Genomic DNA, 22,560 nt, shown 5'->3' with positions numbered 1-22,560 from the left:
ACGGCCGTGGACGGCGGAGGCCCGGCGTCGCGGAGGAACGCGCTCACCCCGGCGCGGGCCGCAGTCCGGCCAGGGTGACCTCGACGAGCCGGCCGACGGCGTCCGCCGAGGCCATGGCGCCGGCCGCGGTGAGGGCGTGCAGGCAGTAGGTGGCCAGTTCCCCGGCGGGAACGTCGTCGCGGACCGTGCCGTCCGCCGCGGCGTCGGCCACCAGCGTCTGGATGAAGGCGTGCAGGCGCTCGTGGGCGCGGGCGACGTGCTCGCCGCGGTGCAACAGTGCCGCCAGGTCGCCGTCGTGGCGCTGGTGGGTGATGGAGGCGAAGCTCAGCAGCACCGCCCGCAGCCGTTCGGCCGGGTCGGCATGCTCGGCGACGTCGGTGAGCCGGCGCAGGTGATCGGCGATGTGGTCCTCGTGCCAGGCGGCCAGGACCGATTCGATGTCGGGGAAGTACTTGTACAGCGTCGCCCGGCCGATGCCGGCTCGCTTGGCGACCTGCGACATCGTGAGCGACGCCAAGCCCTGGTCGGCCACCAGCCGCGCGGCGGCCTCCACCGCTGCGTCGCGCACCGCGCGGCGGTGCGCCTCGATCGTGTCCTCCCACAGCTTCGGCACCCTCCGATGATACATATCGCCGATTCATCGACGAGTTGTCTATTGACGTAGACACTATGTATCGAATAATCCTTGTAGCGCGATACCTGCTCCGGGTATCCGTCCGCGATCGTCGTCGCCTGAAGGGAGACGTACGTGTCAGGTTTCTCCGCGCATCCCGCGCCCCGTCATCTGGACGACCTCTACGCCAGTCCGCCGCCGTGGGACATCGGCCGTCCCCAGCCCGCGTTCGCCGCGCTCGCCGAGAGCGGGGCGATCGAGGGCCGGGTGCTGGACGTCGGCTGCGGGACGGGCGAGCACACGCTGATGGCCGCCGCCCTCGGGCTGGACGCCACCGGCATCGACCTGGCCGCCGGCGCGCTGGAGACGGCGAGGCAGAAGGCGCGGCGCAGGTCGCTCACGGCCCGATTCCTGCGCCACGACCTGCGGAACCTGGCCGAGCTGGGCGAGACGTTCGACACCGTGCTGGACTCACTGGTGTTCCACGCCCTCGCCGAGGCCGATCGCACCGCCTACCTAGCCGGCCTGCGGACGGTGGTGCCGCCGACGGGCCGCGCCTTCCTGCTGTGCTACGCCGACCGCCGGGCCGGCGAGAGTGGAGCGCCGCACGGACTCGGCCGCGATCAGATCCGGGAGAGCTTCGCGAACGGATGGCGCATCGACTCCCTCGACCCCACCGGCTGCGATTCCATCTCACCTCTCCACCCCGGCGGCATCGCCGCCTGGCTGGTCGCGCTCACCCGCGTCGCGGACGGGAGGTGACGGTCGTGGTGAGCGCACAGGCCCGTGTCCGCACCGACCGGGCCGGCCGCTACCTGGCGCAGCTCGGCGAACACGCCGGCCACCTGAGTGCGCCGGCCTTCCGTCACCCGCGCCGTCACGGCGAGGGTGGTCACGGCCACGGAGGCCCCGCGAGGGTCGTACGCGCCGAGTGGTCCGGCGCCGACGCGTCGATCGACTTCGGATGGGGCCGCTGCACGCTGCGCGCCACCGAGACCGAGCTGATCCTCCGCGCCGAGGCGGCCGACCCGCGGCAGCTCCGGCGGGTGCAGGAGGGCATCACCGCCCGGCTGGAACTCATCGGCCGCCGCGACCACCTCACGGTGACCTGGCAACCGGAAACCCCGGAAATAGCCGATCGGTCCTGACCATGCGAAAACGGCGGCATGATGTTGTCATTCGTGGCGATTTCCGTGCGCAGAATTCGGCGATTCTCGTTTATCGCGGGTATTGGCGAAAGCGCGTTCGACGGCGCGGACGGTAGTTGCTCTAGGTGAGGATCCCGCTACTGCGGAAACAGCGATGAGCTACCGGCCGTATGCGTAGCGTCGAAGATGTTCGATGCTTTGTTATCTCCTATGATTTCCGGCCTTGACCGAATTGCCCATTTGGCTGGAGGGTGTCAGAGGCCGCCGGAGCCCCCCGCTCATACGGCCCGCGCCCGATCGAGGAGAGGAGAGGACCGCATGGTCTTCCTGGGAGTCATTGTGGCCGTCGTCGCCGTGGTGGTGGGCATCGAGGTCATCGTCCAGAACTCGTCATCCGCCTCGCTCGAGGTCTTCGGCTACCACGTGCCCGGAGTGCACACCGAGTCGCAGGTGTTCGTCGTCGGCGTGATCGTCGCGTTCTTCGCCGGCGCGGGGCTGGCGGTGTCCTGGCTCTCCCTGCTGCGCAAGATGCGGGTCCGTCGCGAGCTGCACGACCTGCGGGAGGAGCGCGAGGAGACGATGGCGTCGCTGGAGAGGAAGAACCAGCAGCTCGAACGCGAACTGTCCCGCGTGCGCGGCCGTGCCACGAGCGCTCCGGTGACCACGGACGTGCCCGTCTCGTCCGGACGGCGCCGTGACCGGGAACCCGTCTCCCCGTTCTTCGACAGCCCCGCCTGACGCGGCCGGGAGCAAGCGCCCGGACCGCTTCGCCGGGTGCCCGGCACGCCGAGCCGGACACCCGGCGAAGCGCGCGTCGATTCAGTCGTCGCTGACCGCGTACCGCGGAAGCGCCGCCGCTTCGGCGGCGCGCTGTCCACCCGCCACATGGCCCCATGTCAGTGCAGTTGGCTTGGTGGGCCGCTGAACGGCGGAAGACATGCCGGTGATGACGGCACAAATTCCGGTCTCCGTCCGGCCGGCGTATGTCATGGCAAGAGGCGCCGCCGATCCAGGGGAAGACGCGATATGTGGGTACGACCAGGCGTGTGGCGGAGAATGTACGTCAAAGGACGCAGAACTCGTTTCCCTCGGGGTCGGCCATGACCACGTGGTCGGGTTTTCCCTGCAATTCTTCTTCACGTATCACCGTCGCACCGGCGGCGGTCAGTCGCTCGACCGCCTCGATCACGCGAGGCCACCGCACCTCCCACGGCGTGTTGCGGCCCCCGCCGACCTGGACGTCCAGATGCAGCCGGTTCTTCACCACCTTCGACTCCGGCACCTGCAGGAACGACAAGCTCGGGCCCACCTCATCCGGGTCGGACAGATATGCGCCCTGATCCCACTCCTGCTCCGGAACGTCGTAATGCGTGAACCATTCCCCCCAGCTTCCGAACCCCGCCGGCGGCGGCGCCGGCACATATCCCAAGGCCAACGCCCAAAACTCCGCCAGCCTCGCCGGTTGGGCACAGTCGATCGTCAGGCTCCATTTGATCGCCACGGATCCTCCTCGGCCGAGATGCGCAGACCGTACCGTCCAGATCTGACAACGCCGCCTACCGCGCGTGGCGTGACCACCGACGAGCTGATGACGGAGGCTGCCCGGCGGATGGGAGAGCCGGAGCGGTGAGCGATCCATGACACGTTGACTCTGGGCCCAGTCGGAGCGACGCCGGCCGGGTATGGGCCAGGTCGAGCGATGTTTCGGCGGCCATGGGCCCGGAGGTGGTCGAGGTGCGGTTCGGGATCTTCTATGACCGCCACGTGCGTCGGCTCAGGCAGCGCCGCGACCGCCCGCTCCGGCACGCCCTACGACCTGCGGCGTGGGCGCCGGTCCCTACGGCCGTGCCGATCGGGCGGCCCTTGACGTTCCTCGCCTGTGCGCCGATCTCACCGCTCTGACGGCGGCGGTGCCGCGTACCAAACGCAATACTTCCCTGGCGCCGCCATCACGACGCCTTCGCCGGCCAGCGCCTCCAACGCAGCAGAGAGCTCCAGCTCGGTGACAGACTCCTCGCCGATGGACTCGGCGAATCGCCGGACTCGCCAGGCGTCGAAAATCAGCATCCGCGGTTCGGGACCAAGGTCGACATCCACCAAGGTTCCGTTCCGGTCCGTGATGCGGCAGCCGATCCCGTGCACGTCGTAGCGCAGGCCCCCGGGAAGCTCAGCACCACGGGGAACGAGTCGCCGGTTCACCGCCCTGACCAGCGCACCGATACCACCGCCACCGATGTCGTGCGCCGTCGCAGCGCTCACCGCGCCGGTCAAGCGCTCCGTATCGCGGACGAACCTCAACACCACCTCGCGAGCGTCCACCCGCACATGCTGTCCGCCACCGACGTCCAGGCCAAGGCATTTCGCCTCTGGCGGGGGCCTCAGGCTCCGGGATGGCCGCGTCACCGGGGTCGAGCTGGGTGGGTGGTTGAGGTGGAAGCCTGGTCATCCCGCCCGCCTTCGCCCCTGGGCAAGCCGAGCAGCCCAGGCCACGGTGGCGAAGGTCGTTCAGTCGTGGAGTGCTCCACCTTCACCACCGTCGCCTGGCCCGCTCCCCGGAGGGTGGGCCGAAGGCAAACGGGATGACCAGCCAGCGGTGATGCGTAAGGATGCGTCCGTGACTGCTCCCGACGATGGCTGCGAGGTGATGGTTCCTCGCGGGCCGGCTGGTGCTTACATCCGGCTTAGCGGACTGCGGCGGCCTCATGGGGATGCGCTCGTGTGTCTCGTGGTCGGAGCTGAAGCGCCTGGGCTTTCGGCGACCATCGGCGTTGAGACGTTGAATGGCGATGGGCTTGCGGAGTATGTGCAGTCCCTTGAGGAGGGCTTCCGGGGCTGGCAGGGCGAGCGGACTTGGGCATCGTTCAGGCGGGACGTCGAGATCAGGGCCGCCCATCTCGGTCGCAGCATCCGGCTGGCGTGGACCCTTCGGTTCCCTGAGTGGGATGCGGACTGGACGGCGACAGTGGAGGTCCATGTGTCCCCGGGCGAGGAGCTTAAGGGCTTCGCCGCTGACGTCACGCGCTTCCTCGAAGGTAGCTAAGACCGTTGGGCACGAGTTCCAGCGTGCCCGTTGCGTGCCCGTCAGAGCAGGCGGCCTCGGTCGCGTACGGGCACTCACGGGGAGAACTCCGAGAAGGCGCGGGCCAGTGGCACCGCCGGTGATCGACGATCTATGGCGCCGACTTCCCAAGCTGAGAGCGTGGCTTCAACCTTCACCCGTGTCGGTGGAGCCAGCGATCGTCCTGGAATTCGGCGGGGATTTCGTCTTCCCACGGATCAATCCCGCGTCCTTCCATCTCCGCGAACCAGCGATCCCGCTGCGACGCGGGCAGCCGCTGCCCGCACCACGGACAGAAGTCGATCCCGATGCTCGACGTGCCACCGTCATGGATGATCAACCCGTACTCCTGGAACCTGGCGCTGAACCGGACCACCGCGTCCGCGCAGTCGAACGGGTCATCGTGGTGATCACAGTGCCGGTTCACCTGGCGCGCCATCGCTTCGCAGCAGTGCTGGGTCATGGGCATCAGTTTCGCGGAACGCGATCGACCTCTAGCGCCGTATCCTCTGCCGTGGGCGCGGACGACGCTCCGGACCGGTGATCTGGCGTGGCTCCCGGGAGCCACTGGGACGAACGAATCTGATCCGAGTCGTACGAGTCCGGAAAGCCCGTGCGAGGTTCGCCCAGCATGCGGACCAATCCGAACTACCTACGGATTAGAAGGTCCCGCCGATCGGGTCAAGGTTGGTGCCGGGCCATTAACGGGCCATTAAGCACGGTGAACAGAGGTCAACAGCGGCCACCTGCGGTCATGTCGAAACCCAGGTCAGCACCCCGTGACGGCGTGGAACCAGACGATTCCCAAGCTGGTAGTTGCGGGTTCGACTCCCGTCACCTGCCCGACGGTCCGAGCAGCTGGAAATTTCAGAGTGCTTGTAGCTCTCAGTTGGCAGACTGGTCCACGTGTCGTCTGACCTTGATGAGTTTGACTACCTGCGGCGTGTCGAGATGCTTGCACGCGAGTTGGTAGAGCGCGCTCACGATGAGGGGTGGCTCAGCTATGCGGGAGATCCCGACGATGCGACGCCTTTGCAACGCATGGTCAATGAGCTTGCTCGGACGCTGCGTCATTACCACTTCGAGGGCGATGGGTGCATCGATGAGCGCCCGGCTTATCGCATCGGAGGGGCGGGACTGATCCGACCGGACTCAGACGCCTATACCGAGATGTGTAGCCGGCTTGGTGTCGAAGCGCGGGCCGAAGGCTGGGCCTTGTGGCATACCTGGGACAACGAGCAGCAGGCTCACACGCTGGTGACGACCTGCATCGCTACGACCGAGGGCCTGCTGGCGAATTGGGCACGGGGCATCAGCGTCCTGCCCTCGAAGCCGGATCGCGCCCAGGTCATCGCGGTCGTCCGTGGGTGGACCGACCCAGTCGTTCTTTTCCCCGATCATGCACGTGACGTCGGGCTCGGCGGTGTGTAGACGTAGTTGCGGACGCGCGGGACATACGCGGGATGAACCTGCTGCGCATGGACCCGAGACCGGATGAAAGCCGAGGTCAACGGGGGAGCTAATGGAGATCGCCGACCAACTGTGAATCCGTCGGCTGCGCCAGTACGTAGCTGCCAAGGGAGCCGACGACGGAGGCCGCTCGTTTTGACGGATGGGCGGGTCAGCGCGGTGAGCGATCCCGTATGACACGTTGACGCTGTGGCCCAGTCGGAGCGACGCTGGCCGGGTATGGCCAGGTTGAACGATGTTCAGGCTGGTCACGCACCCGGAGGTGCTTGAGTTGCGGTTTTCAATCTTCTACGAGCACCAGTTGCCGAGGCCGTGGGACGACGGGGCGGAGGAGCGGCTCTACCGGGACGCGCTCGAGCAGGTCGAGATCGCGGACCGGGTCGGGTTCGACCACGTCTGGGCGGTCGAACATCACTTTCTCGAGGAGTACTCCCACTCCAGCGCGCCCGAGGTGTTCCTCGCCGCCGCCTCGCAGCGGACGCGGCGTATCCGGCTCGGGCATGGCATCGTGCAGGTGCCGCCGCCCGTCAATCATCCCGCGCGTGTCGCCGAGCGGGTCGCCGCGCTCGATCTCGTCTCCGGGGGCAGGGTCGACTTCGGCACCGGTGAGGCCAGTTCCATGGCCGAGCTCGGCGGATTCGGGGTGCCGCGGGAGGAGAAGCGCGCCATGTGGCAGGACGCCATGGACGCGATCACCCGGATGTTCGTCGAGGAGCCCTTCGCCGGCTGGGACTCCCCGTACCTGCGGATGCCGCCGCGCAACGTCATCCCCAAGCCGGTGCAGAAGCCGCACCCGCCGCTCTGGGTCGCCTGTTCGCGGCGCGAGACGATCCACTTCGCCGCCCGGAACGGGATCGGGGCGCTGTCCTTCTCCTTCGCCGAGCCCGAGGACGCCGGCGTCTGGGTCGATGAGTACTACCGCCTGCTGAACTCCGAGGAGTGCGTTCCGGCCGGGTTCGCGGTCAATCCCGGCGTCGCGGTCGTGCTGCCCATGATGTGCCACGAGGACGAGGCGACGGCGATCGAGCGCGGTATCGACGGGGGGCACTTCTTCGGGTTCGCGCTCGCCCACTACTACGGCACCTCCCCGCACGAGCCGGGCCGTACGAGCATCTGGGACGACTTCGTCCGCCACCGTGAGGAGCGGGGCTACTCCCGGCGGATCGTGGGTGCCGCCGACGCGCCGCTCGCGGTGCGGATCACCGAGGGCGGCCTCGGGTCGCTGCGCGGGGCGGTCGGGACGCCCGCCCAGGTGGCCGAGCTCGTACGGCGGTACGAGGCCGTCGGGGTCGACCAGGTCATCTTCGTGCTCCAGGCCGGTCCCAACCGGCACGAACACGTCTGCGAGAGCCTCGAACTGGTCGGCGAGCAGGTCATCCCGCGGTTCGCCGAAGGGCGGGAGGAACGCGAGCGGGCCAGGGCCGAACGCCTCGCGCCGGCGGTCGAGGCGGCTCTCGCGCGGAAGGAGCCGCCCCGCCGGCAGGCCCCGTACCTGATCGACGAGGCGGCCGAGCTCGCGCGGGCGCGCAGGCCGCGGGCGACGGCGCGCGACTTCAGGGCGACGGCCCGTACGGCGGTCCGTGCCCGTGGACGGCGGACGATGGCCCGGCTCGTCGCCGCCCGTTCCGACGACAGGCTGGAGCGCCGGTTCGGGCCGGCCGCGCAGCGGGTGTTCTTCGCCGGCATGGTCCGTGCCTTCGATCCACGGATGGCCATGGGCTTCGAGGGCGAGCTGGAGTTCCGCCTGCGCCGGGGCGAGGAGGAGACGCCCTGGACGATCGAGATCCGCGACGGACGGGCGCGCGTACGGCCGGAGCCGGCACGCCGTCCCGTGGTGAGCATCCGGATCGGCGCCGCGGACTTTCTCCGTCTTCTGACGGGGGAGAAGCAGGCTCCGGCCCTCGCCCTCGACGGCAGGCTGGAGATCGACGGTGATATCGCGTTCGCCCCGCGCGTCGGAGAGATGTTCGGCGGCGTCTCACCGTACTGAGGCTCTCACCGTACTGATGCTCTCATCGGACTGAGGCCTCTCGCCGTACTGACCGGACCGCCGAGAAGCTCATATCAGTGAATTTCCGCCTTCGTCCTCATAACGTTTGCCAACCATTCACCTCCCGGCGGCGTCAAGTTCTCGTACGCCCGATCCGTCCGGGCGTCGGGAAATTGGGCAATGGAGGACATTGGATGCGAAAGACGCTGATAGGCGCGGGATTGGCCGCACTGATCGTCGCCGCCGGGTCGGCACCGGCCGGCGCCGCCGATCAGGAGGGGTGGCGGGTCACCTACCTGAGCCCGGACACCGGCTACGACGGCTACGGCCTGTACGACGTCGCGGCCACCGGCGCGCACGACGCCTGGGCGGTCGGCTCGCGGCAGCAGGGCGCCGGCAGCACCGGCGCGCTGCTGCGGTGGAACGGCACCACCTGGTCCGCCGTCACCGTTCCCGGCAGCACGGGGTCCTTCAACAGCGTCGGCGGATCCTCTCCGAAGAACGTCTGGGTCATGGGCGCGACCTACGACGGCGTCCAGGCGTCGTGGCACTGGAACGGCACGTCCTGGACCTCGGCGCCGACCGGTTCGTACGACGTCGCGGACATCGCCGCGCTCGGCCCGAAGAACGTCTGGGCGGTCGGCAACGACTACGAGGGCGGCACGGGCGAGGGCAAGGCCCTGCACTGGAACGGGCGGAAGTGGAAGCAGGTCGCGATGCCCTTCACCGCGCGGAAGGTCGGCGCGGTCGCGGCGCACGACGTCTGGGCCGTGGGCGACGTCGACGACCAGCCCGCGGCGGAGCACTGGGACGGCACGTCGTGGACGGTCTCGCCGCTTCCCGAGGTGCCGATCCCGGCCGGTGAGAGCGGCTTCTCCTACTTCAACGACGTCGTCGCGGAGTCGAGCGACAACGTCTGGGCGGTCGGCCGGCTCTACTGGGGCGGCGGCGAGGAGCTCAAGAGCGTCAAGAAGGCCGGGAACGCCACCCTCGCCGAGGCCGAGCACAACCAGCCGGTGATCATGCACTGGGACGGGAGCAAGTGGAGCCTGCGGCTCGGCGCCGACGGCGACTTCGCGCTGAGCGCGGGCGCCGACGGCCAGGGCGGCATCTGGTACTCCGGCTTCAACGGCACCTTCGTCCACGTCGCCGCGGACGGCACGACCACCACCGCCCCCGTCGCCACGACCGGTGGGCGTCAGGTGCCCGGCATCCGGCAGGTCGCCGGGGTCCCCGGCGGCACGACCATGCTCGCCGTCGGCGAGATCGCGCCCGTGCCCGGCGGTGAGGACCAGTCCTGGGACGGCGTCGTCGAGCAGTACCACTGAGAGGAACCCCCATGCGACGAAGCTTGACCGCGCTCACCGCGGCGCTGGCCGCCACCGCCACGGTCACCACGGCGGCCACCTCCCAGGCGGAGCCCAGGACCAAGGCGGCCGACGCCACCTGGAGCGTCGCCCAGACCAACACCCTGCCGGGCGAGGACGGCATCAACGCGATCAGCGTCGCGCCGACCGGGAGCACCTGGGCGGCCGGCTACCAGGCCTCGAACGGCAAGAACGTCCCGCTCGTCCAGCACCTGCTGAACGGGAAGTGGACCACGGCCAAGAGCCCGAGCAGCGCGCTGGGCGAGATCGGCGCGCTGTCGGCCTCGTCCAGCAAGAACGTCTGGGCGTTCGGCACCACCGACGCCGGCGCGTTCGCCGCCCGCTGGAACGGCACCGCGTGGAACCGCACCACGGTGGGCGCGAACAGCTACAACGTCCTGGACGCCAGCGCCCTCAGCGCCTCCAACGTCTGGGCGGTCGGCGGTGACGGGACCCGCACCGCCATGCACTGGAACGGCAAGAGCTGGGCGAAGGTCGCCCTCCCGGCGCCCGCTCGTACGATCGCCGGGGTCTCCAGCACCCACGTGTACGCGGGCGGCACCTACAAGAACCAGCCGGCCGTCATGCACTGGACCGGCTCGGCCTGGAAACTCGCGGCCACCCCGAAGTTCACGCTGCCCGAGCCGGACGCCATGGGCGTGATCAGCGACATCTACGCCCCGTCGGTGGGCGACGTCTGGGCGTCCGGCGGCGTCGAGTGGTCCTGCGGCGTGGACGGCGACGACACCTGCACCCAGCCGATCCTGCTGCACTGGAACGGCAAGAAGTGGTCCTCTCAGACCTTCCCGCAGGGGTACGGCGGCTACACCCGGGTCACCGGCGACGGCGGCTCCGGCGTGTGGCTGCTGCGAGGCGCGTGGGACCCGCGGCTGACGCACGTCGTCGGCGGGTCGGTGACCGACGTGACCGCGCCGCGCCCGTCCGGCCACGACATCAACCTCACCGCGCTGGCCGTCAAGGGCTCGACCGTGTGGGCGGGCGGTGTCGCCTACCCCGAGGGCGATCCGGACGACCCGACCGGTAACGGCGTCTACCTCGCCACCGGCTGATTCCACACAACCTGCCAAAACGGGTCCGGTGCGCTCGTACCGGGCCCGTTTTGTGCCCGAGGGTCCCATGGGCGATGCTGTGTGCGTGTCAACGGAGACTCTGCCGGGCCTTGTCACCGGCACCGCCGAGCTGCGCCGGTTCCTGCACGGGCTGCCGGGCGTCGACCAGGTGGGCGCCGAGGAGCGTGCCGCGCGCCTCGCGACCCGGTCGATCAAGAAGTCGGCCAAGGCGGAGGCGATCGACCTCGCCATCTCGATGGTCGACCTGACCACGCTCGAGGGCGCCGACACGCCGGGCAAGGTCCGCGCGCTGTGCGCCAAGGGCATGCACCCCGACCCGGGCGACGCGAGCGTGCCCAAGGTGGCCGCGATCTGCGTCTACTCCGACCTGGTGGCCGAGGCCGTACGCGCCCTGACGGGCAGCGGCGTCGGCGTGGCGAGCGTCGCCACCGCCTTCCCCTCCGGGCGGGCGCCCCTCGACGCCAAGCTCGCCGACACCCGCCGCGCGGTCGACGACGGCGCGAGCGAGATCGACATGGTGATCGACCGGGGCGCGTTCCTCGCCGGCGACTACGCCAAGGTCTACGACGAGATCGTCGCGATCAAGGCCGAGTGCGGCGAGGCGCACCTGAAGGTGATCCTGGAGACCGGCGAGCTGGTCACCTACGACAACGTGCGCCGGGCGTCGTGGCTGGCCATGATGGCCGGCGCCGACTTCATCAAGACCTCCACCGGCAAGGTGAGCCCGGCGGCCACGCTGCCGGTCACCCTCGTCATGCTCGAGGCCGTGCGCGACTACCGCGCGCGTACGGGCCGCCAGGTCGGGGTCAAGCCGGCCGGCGGCATCCGGTCGACCAAGGACGCGATCAAGCATCTGGTGCTGGTCAACGAGACGGCCGGGCCCGACTGGCTGACGCCCCGGTGGTTCCGCATCGGCGCCTCCTCGCTCCTCAACGACCTGCTCATGCAGCGCCGAAAGCTCACGACCGGCGTGTACGCGGGTCCCGACTACTTCACCATGGACTAGCAGATGTTCGAGTACGCGCCCGCGCCCGAGTCGCGCGACATCGTCGACATCAAACCCTCCTACGGCCTGTTCATCGACGGGGAGTTCGTCGATGCGGACACGTCGTTCAAGACGGTCAACCCGGCGAGCGAGGAGGTCCTCGCCGAGATCGCCGAGGCGAGCGCCGCCGACGTCGACCGCGCCGTCACCGCCGCCCGCAGGGCCTACGACGGCGTCTGGTCGCGGCTCCCGGCGGCCGAGCGGGCGAAGTACCTGTTCCGCATCGCCCGGATCATCCAGGAGCGCTCTCGCGAGCTGGCGGTGCTGGAGTCCATCGACAACGGCAAGCCGATCCGCGAGTCGCGCGACGTCGACCTCCCGCTCGTCGCCGCGCACTTCTTCTACCACGCGGGCTGGGCGGACAAGCTGGAGTACGCCGTCCGCGATCCGCGCCCGCTGGGCGTGGCCGGCCAGGTCATCCCCTGGAACTTCCCGCTGCTCATGCTGGCCTGGAAGATCGCTCCGGCGCTGGCCTGCGGCAACACCGTGGTCCTCAAGCCCGCAGAGACGACCCCGCTGACCGCGCTGGCGTTCGCGGAGATCTGCCGCCAGGCCGACCTGCCGCCCGGCGTGGTGAACATCGTCACCGGCGCGGGAGAGACCGGGCGGGCCCTGGTCGAGCACGACGGCATCGACAAGGTCGCCTTCACCGGCTCCACCGAGGTGGGCCGCCGGATCGCCCGCTCCGTCGCCGGCACCCGCAAGCGGCTCACGCTGGAGCTCGGCGGCAAGGCCGCCAACGTCATCTTCGACGACGCCCCGCTCGACCAGGCCGTCGAGGGCATCGTCAACGGCATCTTCTTCAACCAGGGCCACGTCTGCTGCGCGGGCTCGCGGCTCCTCGTACAGGAGTCGGTGGCCGAGGAGCTGCTCGACCGGCTCAAGACCCGCATGGCGACGCTGCGGGTCGGCGACCCGCTGGACAAGAACACCGACGTCGGCGCGATCAACTCCGCCGCGCAGCTGGAGAAGATCCGGATGCTGTCGGAGGTGGGGGAGAAGGAGGGCGCGACCCGCTGGTCGCCGCCCTGCGAGCTGCCCGACCGCGGCTTCTGGTTCGCGCCGACGGTCTTCACCGGCGTCGCCCAGTCGCACCGCATCGCGCGGGAGGAGATCTTCGGCCCGGTGCTGTCGGTACTGACCTTCCGCACGCCGCAGGAGGCCGTGGACAAGGCCAACAACACCCCGTACGGGCTGTCGGCGGGCGTGTGGACCGAGAAGGGCTCACGGATCCTGTGGATGGCCGAGCGGCTGCGCGCCGGGGTCGTGTGGGCGAACACCTTCAACAAGTTCGACCCGGCCTCGCCGTTCGGGGGATACAAGGAGTCCGGCTTCGGCCGTGAGGGCGGACGTCACGGACTGGAGGCCTACCTGCGATGACCGACCGGCTGAGTGTGCGCAAGACGTACAAGCTGTACATCGGCGGAGCCTTCCCGCGATCGGAATCCGGCAGGTCGTACACCGTGAACGACGCCAAGGGCAACTTCCTCGCCAACGCCTCACGCGCCTCCCGCAAGGACGTACGCGACGCGGTGGTGGCCGCCCGCAAGGCTCAGACGCCCTGGGCCGCCCGCACGCCGTACAACCGAGGGCAGATCCTCTACCGGGTCGCCGAGATGCTCGAGGGACGCCGTGAGCAGTTCACCGACGAGCTGCGCGCCACCGGCCTGGCCAAGAACGCGGCGCGCGCCGAGGTGGACGCGGCCGTCGACCGCTGGGTCTGGTACGCCGGGTGGGCGGACAAGGTGGCGCAGGTCACCGGCGCGGCCAACCCGGTGGCCGGCCCGTTCTTCAACTTCTCCACACCCGAACCCACCGGCGTCGTCGGCATCATCGCCCCCGACGGCCCCCTGCTCGGCCTGGCCTCGGTACTCGCACCGGTGATCGTGACGGGCAACACGGCGGTGGTCGTGGCCGCCGAGCCGGCGCCGCTGCCCGCGGTCACCCTCGGCGAGGTGCTCGCCACCTCCGACCTGCCGGGCGGCGTCGTCAACATCCTCACCGGCCACCGCGCCGAGCTGGCACCGTGGCTGGCCTCGCACATGGACGTGAACGGGCTCGACCTCACCGGCGCGGGCGAGGAGCTCGCGGCCGAGTGTGAGAAGGCCGCCGCGGAGAACCTCAAGCGCGTCCTCCGGCCCGCCGGAAACGACTGGACGGCCGATCCGGGCACTGTCCGGATGACCACATTCCTGGAAACAAAGACCGTCTGGCACCCGGTAGGCGTGTAGATCTTCGCCAATTGTGGAATAGATCCCCCCGAAGCTGATCGACACGGGGGGATGGATCAGTGCCCACTAATACGATGACGCGTTCGTCCGCCCGCCGTTCAACGGCGAGCACGAGCCGTACGAAGTCCGGCGGTGCGAAGAAGACCACGGCCGCCGCCAAGAAGACGACCGGCAGCACGGCGCGCAAGACCACGTCCAAGCCGGCCGCCAAGTCGACGAAGGCCAAGTCCACGTCGGCCGCCAAGTCGTCCGTCACTCCTGCGGCCGCCGCGACGCGAGTGTCGTCCGCGGCGACCAAGGTGTCGTCCGCGGCGACGAAGATGACCGACGCGGCGAGCAAGGCGACGTCCTCGGCGCAGGCGATGAACACCGCCATGAAGACGATGAACACCGCTACCAAGGCGCTCATGACCGCTGCCGACGCGCTCACCAACGCGGCCAAGACCATCTCGGCCATCAAGCCGCCGGCCGCCGCCAAGCCGGCCGCGGGCGGGCGCAGCACCACGGCCCGCACGACCTCCGCGGCGAAGAAGACCACCGCGAAGGCGGGAACGGCGGCGAAGCGGACCACGGCGGCGGCGAAGAAGCCGACCGGGGTGAAGGCCACGGCGAAGAAGGCCACGAGCAAGGCCAAGACGACCGCCAAGAAGGCGGCGAGCAAGGCGAAGGAGGCCGTTCCAAAGGAGGAGTCGGCGTCCGCCTCCCGGCCGCAGCCGGAGAGCTCGGGCGGTTTCCTCAACGGTCTCGTCGGCAGCCGCAGCCCGCTGTGAGGCCCGGTCGCTGACAGGCCGGGTCCGCTGAGCACGGGGCCCGGTCCGGCCGATGGTCAGGAGGGGCCGCGGCCGCAGTGAGGCCGCGGCGCAGGTCGAGTATGCCCGCCGGCGGGTGTGAGTGTGCCGTGGGCACGGCAGCTGTCAGACTGTCGTCTTGAGGTGATCTGAAGATGCAGGACAGCGAGATTCTCGGCCGGATTCACAGCCTGGTGGATGAGGAGCACACACTCCGCGAACGCCTGCAGAAGGGCGACCTGGCCGCCGAGGAGGAGCACCAGCGGCTGCGGAGCCTGGAGGAGGCCCTCGACCAGTGCTGGGACCTCCTGCGCCAGCGACGTGCCCGGCGCGACGCCGGTGAGAACCCGGACGAGGCCTCGTCCCGCTCGGCCGGTGAGGTCGAGGGCTACCTTCAGTAACTAGCCGATCGGCCAGGTGTGGACCGGGGCGTTGGTGTGCATGTGCTCAAGGTAGCGCCGCACCATCCGGCGCAGCGCCTCCTGGCGGTCTCCGCCGATCGCGCGCACCGTGTCGGCCTGCCACGTCGCGCCGTTGCGGCGGGCCAGGCACCGCTGTTCGATGATGCCGAGCAGCCGGTCCCGTACGACCCCGTCGACGCCCCAGCGGTCGAGGCCGGCGGCGGCCTGCGGCAGGAGCAGGCGCAGCACCAGGTCGGTCACCGCCACCTCGCCGACGCCCGGCCACACCACCACGGCGTCCATCCCGTACCGCGCGCCGCGGCGCAGGTTGCCGGCGGCGGCGGCGAACGGCATGCGGTGCCACGGCGGGCGCTCCTCGTCGGCCAGAGCGCGGATGAGGCCGTAGTAGAAGGCGCCGTTCGCCAGCGTGTCGGCGACGGTGGGCCCGGCGGGCAGCACGCGGTTCTCCACCCGCAGGTGCGGACGGCCCTGGGCGATGTCGTAGACGGGGCGGTTCCAGCGGTAGATGGTGCCGTTGTGCAGGGTGAGCTCATTCAGGGCCGGCGCGTCGCCGCGGGCCAGCTGGTCCAGAGGGTCGCCGTCGTCGCACACGGGCAGCAGGGGAGAGAAGTAGCGGCTGTTCTCCTCGAACAGGTCCAGCACCGAGGTGATCCAGCGTTCGCCGAACCACACGCGCGGCCGTACGCCCTGCTCCCTCAGCTCCTTGGCCCGCGTGTCGGTGGCCTGCTCGAACAGCGGGATCCGGGTCTCGGCCCACAGCTCGCGCCCGAACAGGAACGGTGAGTTCGCGGCGAGGGCGGCCTGGACACCGGCGATCATCTGGGAGGCGTTCCAGTACGCCCCGAAGTCCTCGGGGGTCACCTGCAGGTGGTACTGGACGCTCGTGCACGCCGCCTCGGGCGAGATGCTGTCGGCGTGTGTACGGAGCCGTTCGTGCCCGTCGATGTCCAGGTGCAGGGCCTCGCCGCCGCGTGCGGTGATGATCTGCTCGTTCAGCAGCCGGTAACGGGGGTTGGCGGACAGGGTCTCCTCGGTGAGATCGGCCTCCCGCAGGGTCGGCAGGATGCCCACCAACATGAGCCGGGCGCCCTGCTGCCGGGCACGGGCGTCGGCGTCGTTCAGCGTGTCGCGGACGGTCTGCTCCAGCGCGCCCAGCGCCTTGGCGGCCAGCGGGAAGGGCGGGAGGTTCACCTCGATGTCGCACTGGGCGAGTTCGGTCGACCACTGATCGTCGGCGATCGCGTCGAGGACGGCCGCGTTTCGCATCGCCGGCCGTCCTCGGTCATCCACGAGAGTGAGCTCGATCTCCATCCCCATACTGGGCGGTTCGGGTGCGAACCGGGAGTCTCGCAGCATCGCCGCGAACGCCTCCAGGCAGCGCTGCACTTTTTCGCGATAACGCCGCCGATCTTGTGTGGAGACGGTGATCGCCGCTACGTCCCTGCCCATACGTGCCTCCGGGATGTTGCTCTCACAGTGGCACGAATACCCGTAAATCTCCTAGGTCAAGACGGTGACGATCGCCTGGCGATCCGCCTCCACGGTTTTGCGGAGATTGTTGTGAACGGTGTGGCAGTTCTTCAGTGCGTCGGTAATGGTTTCGGTCTGCCGCGCGAGCCTTTCCTTGTTGTGCTCGGCCTCCTCGCGGGCCCGCGACCGATCGAGTCGCAGCTTGATCCAGATTCCCACGCCGACGAGGATCCCCACGGCGCCCACGACGGCCGCCGCCGGCACCCCGGCCACGATCGTGAGCACGAGCACCACGACACCGGCGATCGCCACGGCCATGCCGAGACGCTCACCCGTGGGGCTGATCGTGGCGGCTTCGTCGATGCTCGCCTGGGCCTCGGGCAGCGCGGGCGCCCCATCCACCCCGACCCGGAGCGGATGGCCGTACAGGCGCACGTCCACCGCCTTGGGCGGCGCCACGGACGCGCGCTCGGCCAGGCCCTCGGCGATCGAGCGCAGCCATCGCGCGCCCACTCTCGCCGCCAGCGCGCGCGGGCCCGGCGCGGACCGGGAGAACAGGTCGCCGCGCAGCAGTTCGAGCGTCTCGCCGGCGGGCGCGTCCCAGGCCGGCGGCTGCTGCGCGCCGCCCGTCTCGATGATGTCGCGCAGCTCGCGGGCACGGGCCATGAGCTCGCGCTCTTCCGGGGCGCCCTCGTCCACCAGAGTGATCAGCAGGCTCACGAAGTCGGCGGCCGGCTTCGCGTCGACCGGCTGGAGCGCCTCGTCGACCTTTCGCCGAAGGTTCGCCAGGCGTCCGGCCATGACCGAAGGCTCGGTCAGCGCCGGTATGTTCTGCAGCTCACGCGGCAGCCTGGCGCGGCCCTTGCGGACGTCGGCCTTGCCGTCGACCGCCTGGCGCCACCGCTCGCGCTCCGAATCGGCGGCCTCGGCCGGCATCTCGTCGATGACCTCGGTGAGCCGCCGCTCGATGTGGGCCGCGCCCGGCGCGCCGAACGCGCCGTCGGCGCAGGCGATCCACAGCTGCCGCTGCACCGCGGTCACCGTCGTGCCGAGAGACGGCAGTGACCGCGACAGCCACGGCACCGCGTCGACGTACCGGCCGGCGGTCGCCAGCCCGAGCGTGAGGAACAGCGTGGTGCGGTCCTCGTCGAGGGCGATCGCCTCGGCGGTGAACTTCTCCGCCGTCTCGTCGTCACCGCGGATGAGGGCGGCCAGGCCGTCGGCGGCCGGCTTCAGCCAGTAACCGGGGCAGTCGTCCACGTCGAGCGGCGGCGGGTCGCCGGCACCCTGGGCCAGGCCGTTGAGGAGACGGCGCGTACGGTTCCGGACGTCCGCCTCCCGGTCGAACATCGCCATCTCCAGCCGGACGTCCGAGAGTTCGACGAACGCGTCGAAGGACTTGGCCAGCCGGTCGAGACGGCGTTCGAGCGTGCCCTGGACCTGCGACAGCCGCGACTGCAACGCCCGTGACCGGGACGCGGCGTAGCTGTAGGCGGCCTGTACGTCCCCCTGGAGCTCTTCGATCCGGCGGTTCTGCTTGTAGTCGACCCACCAGTTGTCGCTCACCGGTTCTCCTTTACCGGGCCCGTGAGCAGCAGACTGCTGCGCCTGCCGGTTCGCTCGTGCACGTGCCCTCCTCGCCGCATATCGTCCCGGTTTATGCGACGCAGCGGGGGCTACATGCGTTCCGGAGTGGTAACACCCAGAAGTTCGAGGCCCTTCGACAGCGTGCGCAGGGTCAGGGCGCACAGCGCCAGCCGCGACGCCCGGGTGTCGTCGTCGGGGGCCTTCAGCACCGGGCAGTTCTCGTAGAAGGTGGTGTAGGCCGACGCGAGGTCGAACAGGTAGGCGCACAGCCGGTGCGGCTCGGCGGTCTCCCCGGCGGTCTCCAGCGCGGAGCCGAAGCCCAGCAGGTGCACGGCGAGCGCCCGCTCGGCGTCATGGTCGATGGCGATCGGGCCGAGGGCGTCCTCCGGCGCGACTCCGCCCTTGCGGAAGATCGACCGGATCCGCGCGGTGGCGTACTGCAGGTACGGGCCGGTGTTGCCCCGGAAGGAGATCATCCGGTCGAAGTCGAAGACGTACTCGCTGTCCCGCGCCACGGACAGGTCGGCGTACTTGACCGCGCCGATGCCGACCGCCTCGACCACCTCACGCCGGGCGACCTCGTCGAACGGCTCGTCGTGCGGCACCTCGTCGAACGCCGCGCCGGCCCGCTCGACGGCCTCGTCCAGCAGCTCGGTCAGCTTGATCGACTTGCCGCTCCGGGTGCGGAAGATCTTGCCGTCGGAGCCGAGGACGTTGCCGATCTTGGCGTGCTCGGCCCGTACGCGGTCGGGCAGCCAGCCCGCCATCCGCGCCACCGCGAACAGCATCTGGAAGTGCAGTGACTGCTGGGACCCGACCACATAGATCATCCGGTCGACGGTCAGCTTGTCCACGCGGTAGCGGACCGTCGCCAGGTCGGAGGTGGAGTAGTTGTAGCCGCCGTCGCTCTTGCGGATGATCACCGGCAGCGGCCCGCCGTCCCGTCCGGTGAACCCGGGCGGGAACACGCAGAGCGCGCCGTCACTGATCGTCGCGATGCCGTCGGCGGCCAGCTCGTCGGCGGTGGCGCCGAGCATGTCGTTGTAGAAGCTCTCGCCGCGGATGTCGTCGTCGGTGAGCGTGACGCCGAGCCGTCCGTAGACCGTGTGGAGGTAGACCTTGGACAGGTCGACGAGCCGCTGCCAGTGGCGCATGGTCTCGGCGTCGCCGGCCTGCAGGCTCACCAGCCGCCGCCGCGCCCGCCCGGCGAACTCCTCGTCGGTGTCGTACCGGCCCCGTGCCGCCTGGTAGAAGGAGTTCGGATCGGTCTCCAGCAGCATGCCCTCGTCGGAGTCCTCGCCGACGTCGAGCAGGTGCTCGATGAGCATGCCGTACTGCGTGCCCCAGTCCCCGAGGTGGTTGTCGCGGATGACCTCGTGGCCGAGGAACTCCAGCACCCGCGCGATCGCGTCACCGACGATCGTGGTGCGCAGGTGACCGACGTGCATCTCCTTGGCGACGTTGGGCGAGGAGTACTCCACGACGGTCGTCTGGGGTGACGCGGTGGGCTCGACGGACAGCCGCTCGTCGCCGTGCATCAGCTGCGCCCGGCCGGCGATCCATTCGTTCCGCAGCGTCAGGTTGACGAACCCGGGCCCGCTGATCTCCACCTTGTCGCACACGTCGGCGACGTCGAGGCGCGCGACCAGCTCGGCCGCGATGTCGCGAGGCTTGCGGCCCAGCTTCTTGGCCAGCGCGAGAGCGACGTTGGCCTGGAAGTCGGCGAACTGCGACGGCCGGATCGCCGGATCCGCGTCGGGCTCCCCGAAGGCCTGCCCGAGGGCGGCCTGGACGCGAGCGGCGAGAACTTTCTGCGGGTCGGGCATGGAGATCCTCAGGTGACGGGCGTACGGCAGCTCACGCTGCGAATTCCCTCAAAGCCTATCGGCGGAACCGCGCCGGCCCGACCGAATATCCTCCGACCCGCCGCACACGCCCACGGCCCCGCTGAGAGGATCATTCGCGCCGGCCCACGACGGTGAAGGCGATGCCCGCCTTCTGGAGGCGGTCGAGCAGGGCGTCGCCCATGGCCTCGGCCGTGGTGACCTGGCCCGCGGTCTTCGGGAGATCGTCGTAGGCCAGTGCCATGCCGGTCTCGGCGAGCATCTTGGCGGTCTCCCCGTAGCCCGGGTCGCCGCCGCGTACGCGTGTGACGACCTTCTGCCCGCCGCCCTCGCCCGCGAAGTGGACCTCGAACCAGCTCCTCGCCCGCCTGGACTCCGACGGGCCCTCGCCGGACCCCATGCGGCCCCGCAGCCACTCACGGACCGGCGGGATCCGCGCCGCGGTCAGCAGGCCCGCGGCGCCCGCCGTCAGCGCCGCCGCGGCCGGCAGGCGCCTGAGCGCGACGAAGTGGCTGTAGGAGAAGTCCGGGCCGTACGCGTCCAGGGCCGTCGCCGAGCGCCGTACGACGTCCGGGTCGATCGTGGGCAACGGCAGGGCCCACGCGCCCAGGCCGGCGTTGCGGTGCGGGCGGCCCGGCAGGGCCCGTGCGCGGCGCGCCTCCCGCGGCGGCTCGGCTCCGAGGCGCCGCCGGTGGGCCTCGGCCATCTGCCGGGCGCGCGACGCCACGCTGATCACCGACTGGTAGGTGCCGCCGGAGATCCTGCCGTTCACCCGTACGTAGCCGTCCACGTGCAGCGGCACGCCCGCCGGCAGCTGCCGGACCGTGAAGTAGACGCCCAGGTCGTGCGGGATCGAGTCGAACCCGGCGCTGTGCACGAGCCGCGCGCCCGTCTCGGTCGCCCGCGCGTGGTACTTCAGGTACATCAGGTCGACGAACTCCGGCTCGCCGGTCAGGTCGGCGTAGTCGGTGCCCGCCTCGGCGCAGGCGGCGACGAGCGGCTCGCCGTGGTCGATGTACGGGCCGACCGTGCTGAGCACGACGCGCGTCGACGCGGCCAGCTCGCGCAGGGAGCCCGGGTCGGTCGCGTCGGCCGGCAGCAGCGGCACGTCCACGCCGAGCCGGTCGCGCAGCGCCTCCAGCCGCGACCGGCTGCGCCCGGCCAGCGCCCACCGGGCCCCGCCCGGCAGATGCGAGGCCAGGTAGTCGGCGGTGAGCCCTCCGGTGAACCCGGTTCCGCCCATGAGCACAACGTCGTACGACCGCTCCATCGAGACCTTCCAGTGGTTGCCGGCGAGCCAGTGGTTACCGGTGAGTCAACCATGCGGGGCGGAGGCGGGTCAGCGGGATTCCTCGCGGCGGGGGAGCCGGTGCGGGCGGTTCGCGGCGATGCGCTCGCCGATCTGCTCGACGATGCGGCTCTCGGCCAGGTCGCGGGCGAGCACGCACGCCGCGGCCACCCCGGGCGCGTGAGAGGAACCGTGCGCGATCACGACCGTGCCGTTCAGCCCCAGCAGCACCCCGCCGCCGTACGTCTCGGAGTCCAGGCGGTGACGCAGCAGCCGCAGCCGCCGCCGTTGCAGCAGCGCGCCGAGCTTGGCGGTACGGCTGGCGGTGAGGGCATCGCGCATCTCGGCGATGGCGAGGCGTACGGCGCCCTCGATCGTCTTGAGCGCGACGTTGCCGGTGAACCCGTCGGTGACCACGACGTCCACCTTGCCGGTCAGCAGGTCGGAGCCCTCGACGTTCCCCGCGAACTCCACACCCTCCACGTCGCCGGAGAGCAGTTCGTACGCCCGCCGGGTCAGCTTGTCGCCCTTGCCGGCCTCCTCGCCGATGGTCAGCAGCCCGACGCGCGGGGCCTCGACGCCCAGCCGGACCCGGGCGTACGCCGTGCCGAGCATGGCGAACTGCACGAGCATCTCGGGCTTGGCGTCGGCGGTGGCGCCGGCGTCGAGGAACACGGTCGGCCGCGGCCGGGTCGGCAGGACCACGGCGATCGCGGGACGGGCCACGCCGGGCTGTCCGCGCAGCCGCAGCCGGGACGTCGCGACGACGCCGCCGGTCGACCCGGCCGACACCAGCGCGGAGGCGTACCCCCGCCGGATCAGCCGGCAGGCCACCGCCACCGACGACCGCGGGCGCCGCAGTCCGGCCAGCGCGCCCTCGTCCATGGCCACGACGTCCTCGGCGTTCACGATCGGGATCTCCCCGAGGGCGTCGTGCGCGGCGAGGATCTGCCGGATGCGGACGGCCTGGCCGACGAGGATGGGCCGTACGCCGTGCTCGCGGGCGGCCATGACCGTGCCCGCCACCACCTCGCCCGGCGCGTTGTCGCCGCCCATCGCGTCCACCACGATGCGCCTGCCGTCGATGGCGGCCGTGTCACTCGTCGGCTCGCTCACGCGGCTGGTTCCGCTGGCTCGGCGCTGCATGC

General features: G+C 70.4%; 22 protein-coding genes. 13 read left to right on the top strand and 9 right to left on the bottom strand.

The genetic code is table 11. The annotated features are described in order from the left end of the window. Positions 1-43: 43 nt before the first annotated feature. Positions 44-613 (bottom strand): TetR/AcrR family transcriptional regulator, encoded by a 570-nt coding sequence (locus ABEA10_RS06910; RefSeq protein WP_345458841.1) that lies wholly within the window; start codon positions 611-613, stop codon positions 44-46. Between the two features lie 135 nt (positions 614-748). Between ABEA10_RS06910 and ABEA10_RS06905 the strand changes: the two genes are divergently transcribed. From ABEA10_RS06905 to ABEA10_RS06895, 3 genes are all read left to right on the top strand, one after another. Continuing rightward, positions 749-1,375, top strand: coding sequence for a class I SAM-dependent methyltransferase (locus ABEA10_RS06905; RefSeq protein ID WP_345458838.1), 627 nt, complete (start codon positions 749-751; stop codon positions 1,373-1,375). A 5-nt stretch (positions 1,376-1,380) separates the two neighbouring features. Beyond that, positions 1,381-1,761 carry a DUF2218 domain-containing protein gene (locus ABEA10_RS06900; RefSeq protein ID WP_345458836.1) on the top strand — a complete coding sequence of 127 codons (381 nt, stop codon included), beginning with the start codon at positions 1,381-1,383 and terminating at the stop codon, positions 1,759-1,761. A 318-nt stretch (positions 1,762-2,079) separates the two neighbouring features. Continuing rightward, entirely contained in the window at positions 2,080-2,499 is a 420-nt protein-coding gene (locus tag ABEA10_RS06895; RefSeq protein WP_345458834.1) for a LapA family protein, read from the top strand. A gap of 325 nt (positions 2,500-2,824) precedes the next feature. Here the strand turns inward: ABEA10_RS06895 and ABEA10_RS06890 are convergent, their stop codons facing one another. After that, positions 2,825-3,262 (bottom strand): VOC family protein, encoded by a 438-nt coding sequence (locus ABEA10_RS06890; protein WP_345458832.1) that lies wholly within the window; start codon positions 3,260-3,262, stop codon positions 2,825-2,827. A 389-nt stretch (positions 3,263-3,651) separates the two neighbouring features. Beyond that, complete coding sequence (locus tag ABEA10_RS06885; RefSeq protein ID WP_345458830.1) at positions 3,652-4,080, bottom strand: DUF6896 domain-containing protein; 429 nt, start codon at positions 4,078-4,080, stop codon at positions 3,652-3,654. A gap of 295 nt (positions 4,081-4,375) precedes the next feature. Between ABEA10_RS06885 and ABEA10_RS06880 the strand changes: the two genes are divergently transcribed. Beyond that, positions 4,376-4,801: a DUF6228 family protein gene (locus ABEA10_RS06880; protein ID WP_345458828.1), complete on the top strand. Its 426-nt coding sequence runs from the start codon at positions 4,376-4,378 to the stop codon at positions 4,799-4,801. A 172-nt stretch (positions 4,802-4,973) separates the two neighbouring features. Here the strand turns inward: ABEA10_RS06880 and ABEA10_RS06875 are convergent, their stop codons facing one another. Continuing rightward, positions 4,974-5,282 carry a DUF6980 family protein gene (locus tag ABEA10_RS06875; protein WP_345458826.1) on the bottom strand — a complete coding sequence of 103 codons (309 nt, stop codon included), beginning with the start codon at positions 5,280-5,282 and terminating at the stop codon, positions 4,974-4,976. Positions 5,283-5,725: 443 nt separating this feature from the next. Here ABEA10_RS06875 and ABEA10_RS06870 point away from each other — a divergent pair, with 443 nt between their 5' ends. From ABEA10_RS06870 to ABEA10_RS06830, 9 genes are all read left to right on the top strand, one after another. Continuing rightward, positions 5,726-6,250, top strand: coding sequence for a hypothetical protein (locus tag ABEA10_RS06870; protein WP_345458825.1), 525 nt, complete (start codon positions 5,726-5,728; stop codon positions 6,248-6,250). A gap of 310 nt (positions 6,251-6,560) precedes the next feature. After that, positions 6,561-8,279, top strand: coding sequence for an LLM class flavin-dependent oxidoreductase (locus ABEA10_RS06865; RefSeq protein WP_345458823.1), 1,719 nt, complete (start codon positions 6,561-6,563; stop codon positions 8,277-8,279). Positions 8,280-8,473: 194 nt separating this feature from the next. Beyond that, on the top strand, positions 8,474-9,607 hold the full coding sequence (locus tag ABEA10_RS06860; RefSeq protein WP_345458821.1) for a beta propeller repeat protein: 1,134 nt from the start codon (positions 8,474-8,476) through the stop codon (positions 9,605-9,607). Positions 9,608-9,618: 11 nt separating this feature from the next. Next, complete coding sequence (locus ABEA10_RS06855; RefSeq protein WP_345458819.1) at positions 9,619-10,716, top strand: hypothetical protein; 1,098 nt, start codon at positions 9,619-9,621, stop codon at positions 10,714-10,716. 67 nt (positions 10,717-10,783) lie between these two features. Further along, on the top strand, positions 10,784-11,743 hold the full coding sequence (gene deoC / locus ABEA10_RS06850) for a deoxyribose-phosphate aldolase (RefSeq protein ID WP_345458817.1): 960 nt from the start codon (positions 10,784-10,786) through the stop codon (positions 11,741-11,743). Positions 11,744-11,746: 3 nt separating this feature from the next. Then, positions 11,747-13,162 (top strand): aldehyde dehydrogenase family protein, encoded by a 1,416-nt coding sequence (locus ABEA10_RS06845; RefSeq protein WP_329243397.1) that lies wholly within the window; start codon positions 11,747-11,749, stop codon positions 13,160-13,162. Next, positions 13,159-14,013 carry an aldehyde dehydrogenase family protein gene (locus ABEA10_RS06840; RefSeq protein ID WP_345458814.1) on the top strand — a complete coding sequence of 285 codons (855 nt, stop codon included), beginning with the start codon at positions 13,159-13,161 and terminating at the stop codon, positions 14,011-14,013. The genes ABEA10_RS06845 and ABEA10_RS06840 overlap by 4 nt, the downstream gene beginning before the upstream one ends. Positions 14,014-14,087: 74 nt before the next feature. Continuing rightward, complete coding sequence (locus ABEA10_RS06835; protein ID WP_345458812.1) at positions 14,088-14,783, top strand: hypothetical protein; 696 nt, start codon at positions 14,088-14,090, stop codon at positions 14,781-14,783. A gap of 173 nt (positions 14,784-14,956) precedes the next feature. After that, positions 14,957-15,202: a DUF2630 family protein gene (locus ABEA10_RS06830; RefSeq protein ID WP_329243389.1), complete on the top strand. Its 246-nt coding sequence runs from the start codon at positions 14,957-14,959 to the stop codon at positions 15,200-15,202. On the opposite strand, the gene ABEA10_RS06825 is transcribed toward ABEA10_RS06830, so the two are convergent. The 5 genes from ABEA10_RS06825 to plsX all read right to left on the bottom strand — a co-directional run bounded on the left by ABEA10_RS06825 (position 15,203) and on the right by plsX (position 22,558). Continuing rightward, complete coding sequence (locus ABEA10_RS06825) at positions 15,203-16,672, bottom strand: glutamate-cysteine ligase family protein (RefSeq protein WP_345458809.1); 1,470 nt, start codon at positions 16,670-16,672, stop codon at positions 15,203-15,205. A gap of 51 nt (positions 16,673-16,723) precedes the next feature. After that, complete coding sequence (locus tag ABEA10_RS06820; protein ID WP_345458807.1) at positions 16,724-18,259, bottom strand: hypothetical protein; 1,536 nt, start codon at positions 18,257-18,259, stop codon at positions 16,724-16,726. A gap of 110 nt (positions 18,260-18,369) precedes the next feature. Next, positions 18,370-20,106 carry an arginine--tRNA ligase gene (argS, locus tag ABEA10_RS06815; protein WP_345458805.1) on the bottom strand — a complete coding sequence of 579 codons (1,737 nt, stop codon included), beginning with the start codon at positions 20,104-20,106 and terminating at the stop codon, positions 18,370-18,372. A 130-nt stretch (positions 20,107-20,236) separates the two neighbouring features. Next, positions 20,237-21,367: a saccharopine dehydrogenase family protein gene (locus tag ABEA10_RS06810; RefSeq protein WP_345458803.1), complete on the bottom strand. Its 1,131-nt coding sequence runs from the start codon at positions 21,365-21,367 to the stop codon at positions 20,237-20,239. 96 nt (positions 21,368-21,463) lie between these two features. Further along, entirely contained in the window at positions 21,464-22,558 is a 1,095-nt protein-coding gene (gene plsX / locus ABEA10_RS06805; protein WP_345458800.1) for a phosphate acyltransferase PlsX, read from the bottom strand. Between the last annotated feature and the right edge of the window lie 2 nt (positions 22,559-22,560).

Source organism: Actinoallomurus oryzae, assembly GCF_039541955.1.
Taxonomy (GTDB): Bacteria; Actinomycetota; Actinomycetes; order Streptosporangiales; family Streptosporangiaceae; genus Actinoallomurus; species Actinoallomurus oryzae.
Note: the sequence above shows the minus strand (reverse complement) of the source record. Positions and strands in the feature narration are given on the sequence as shown.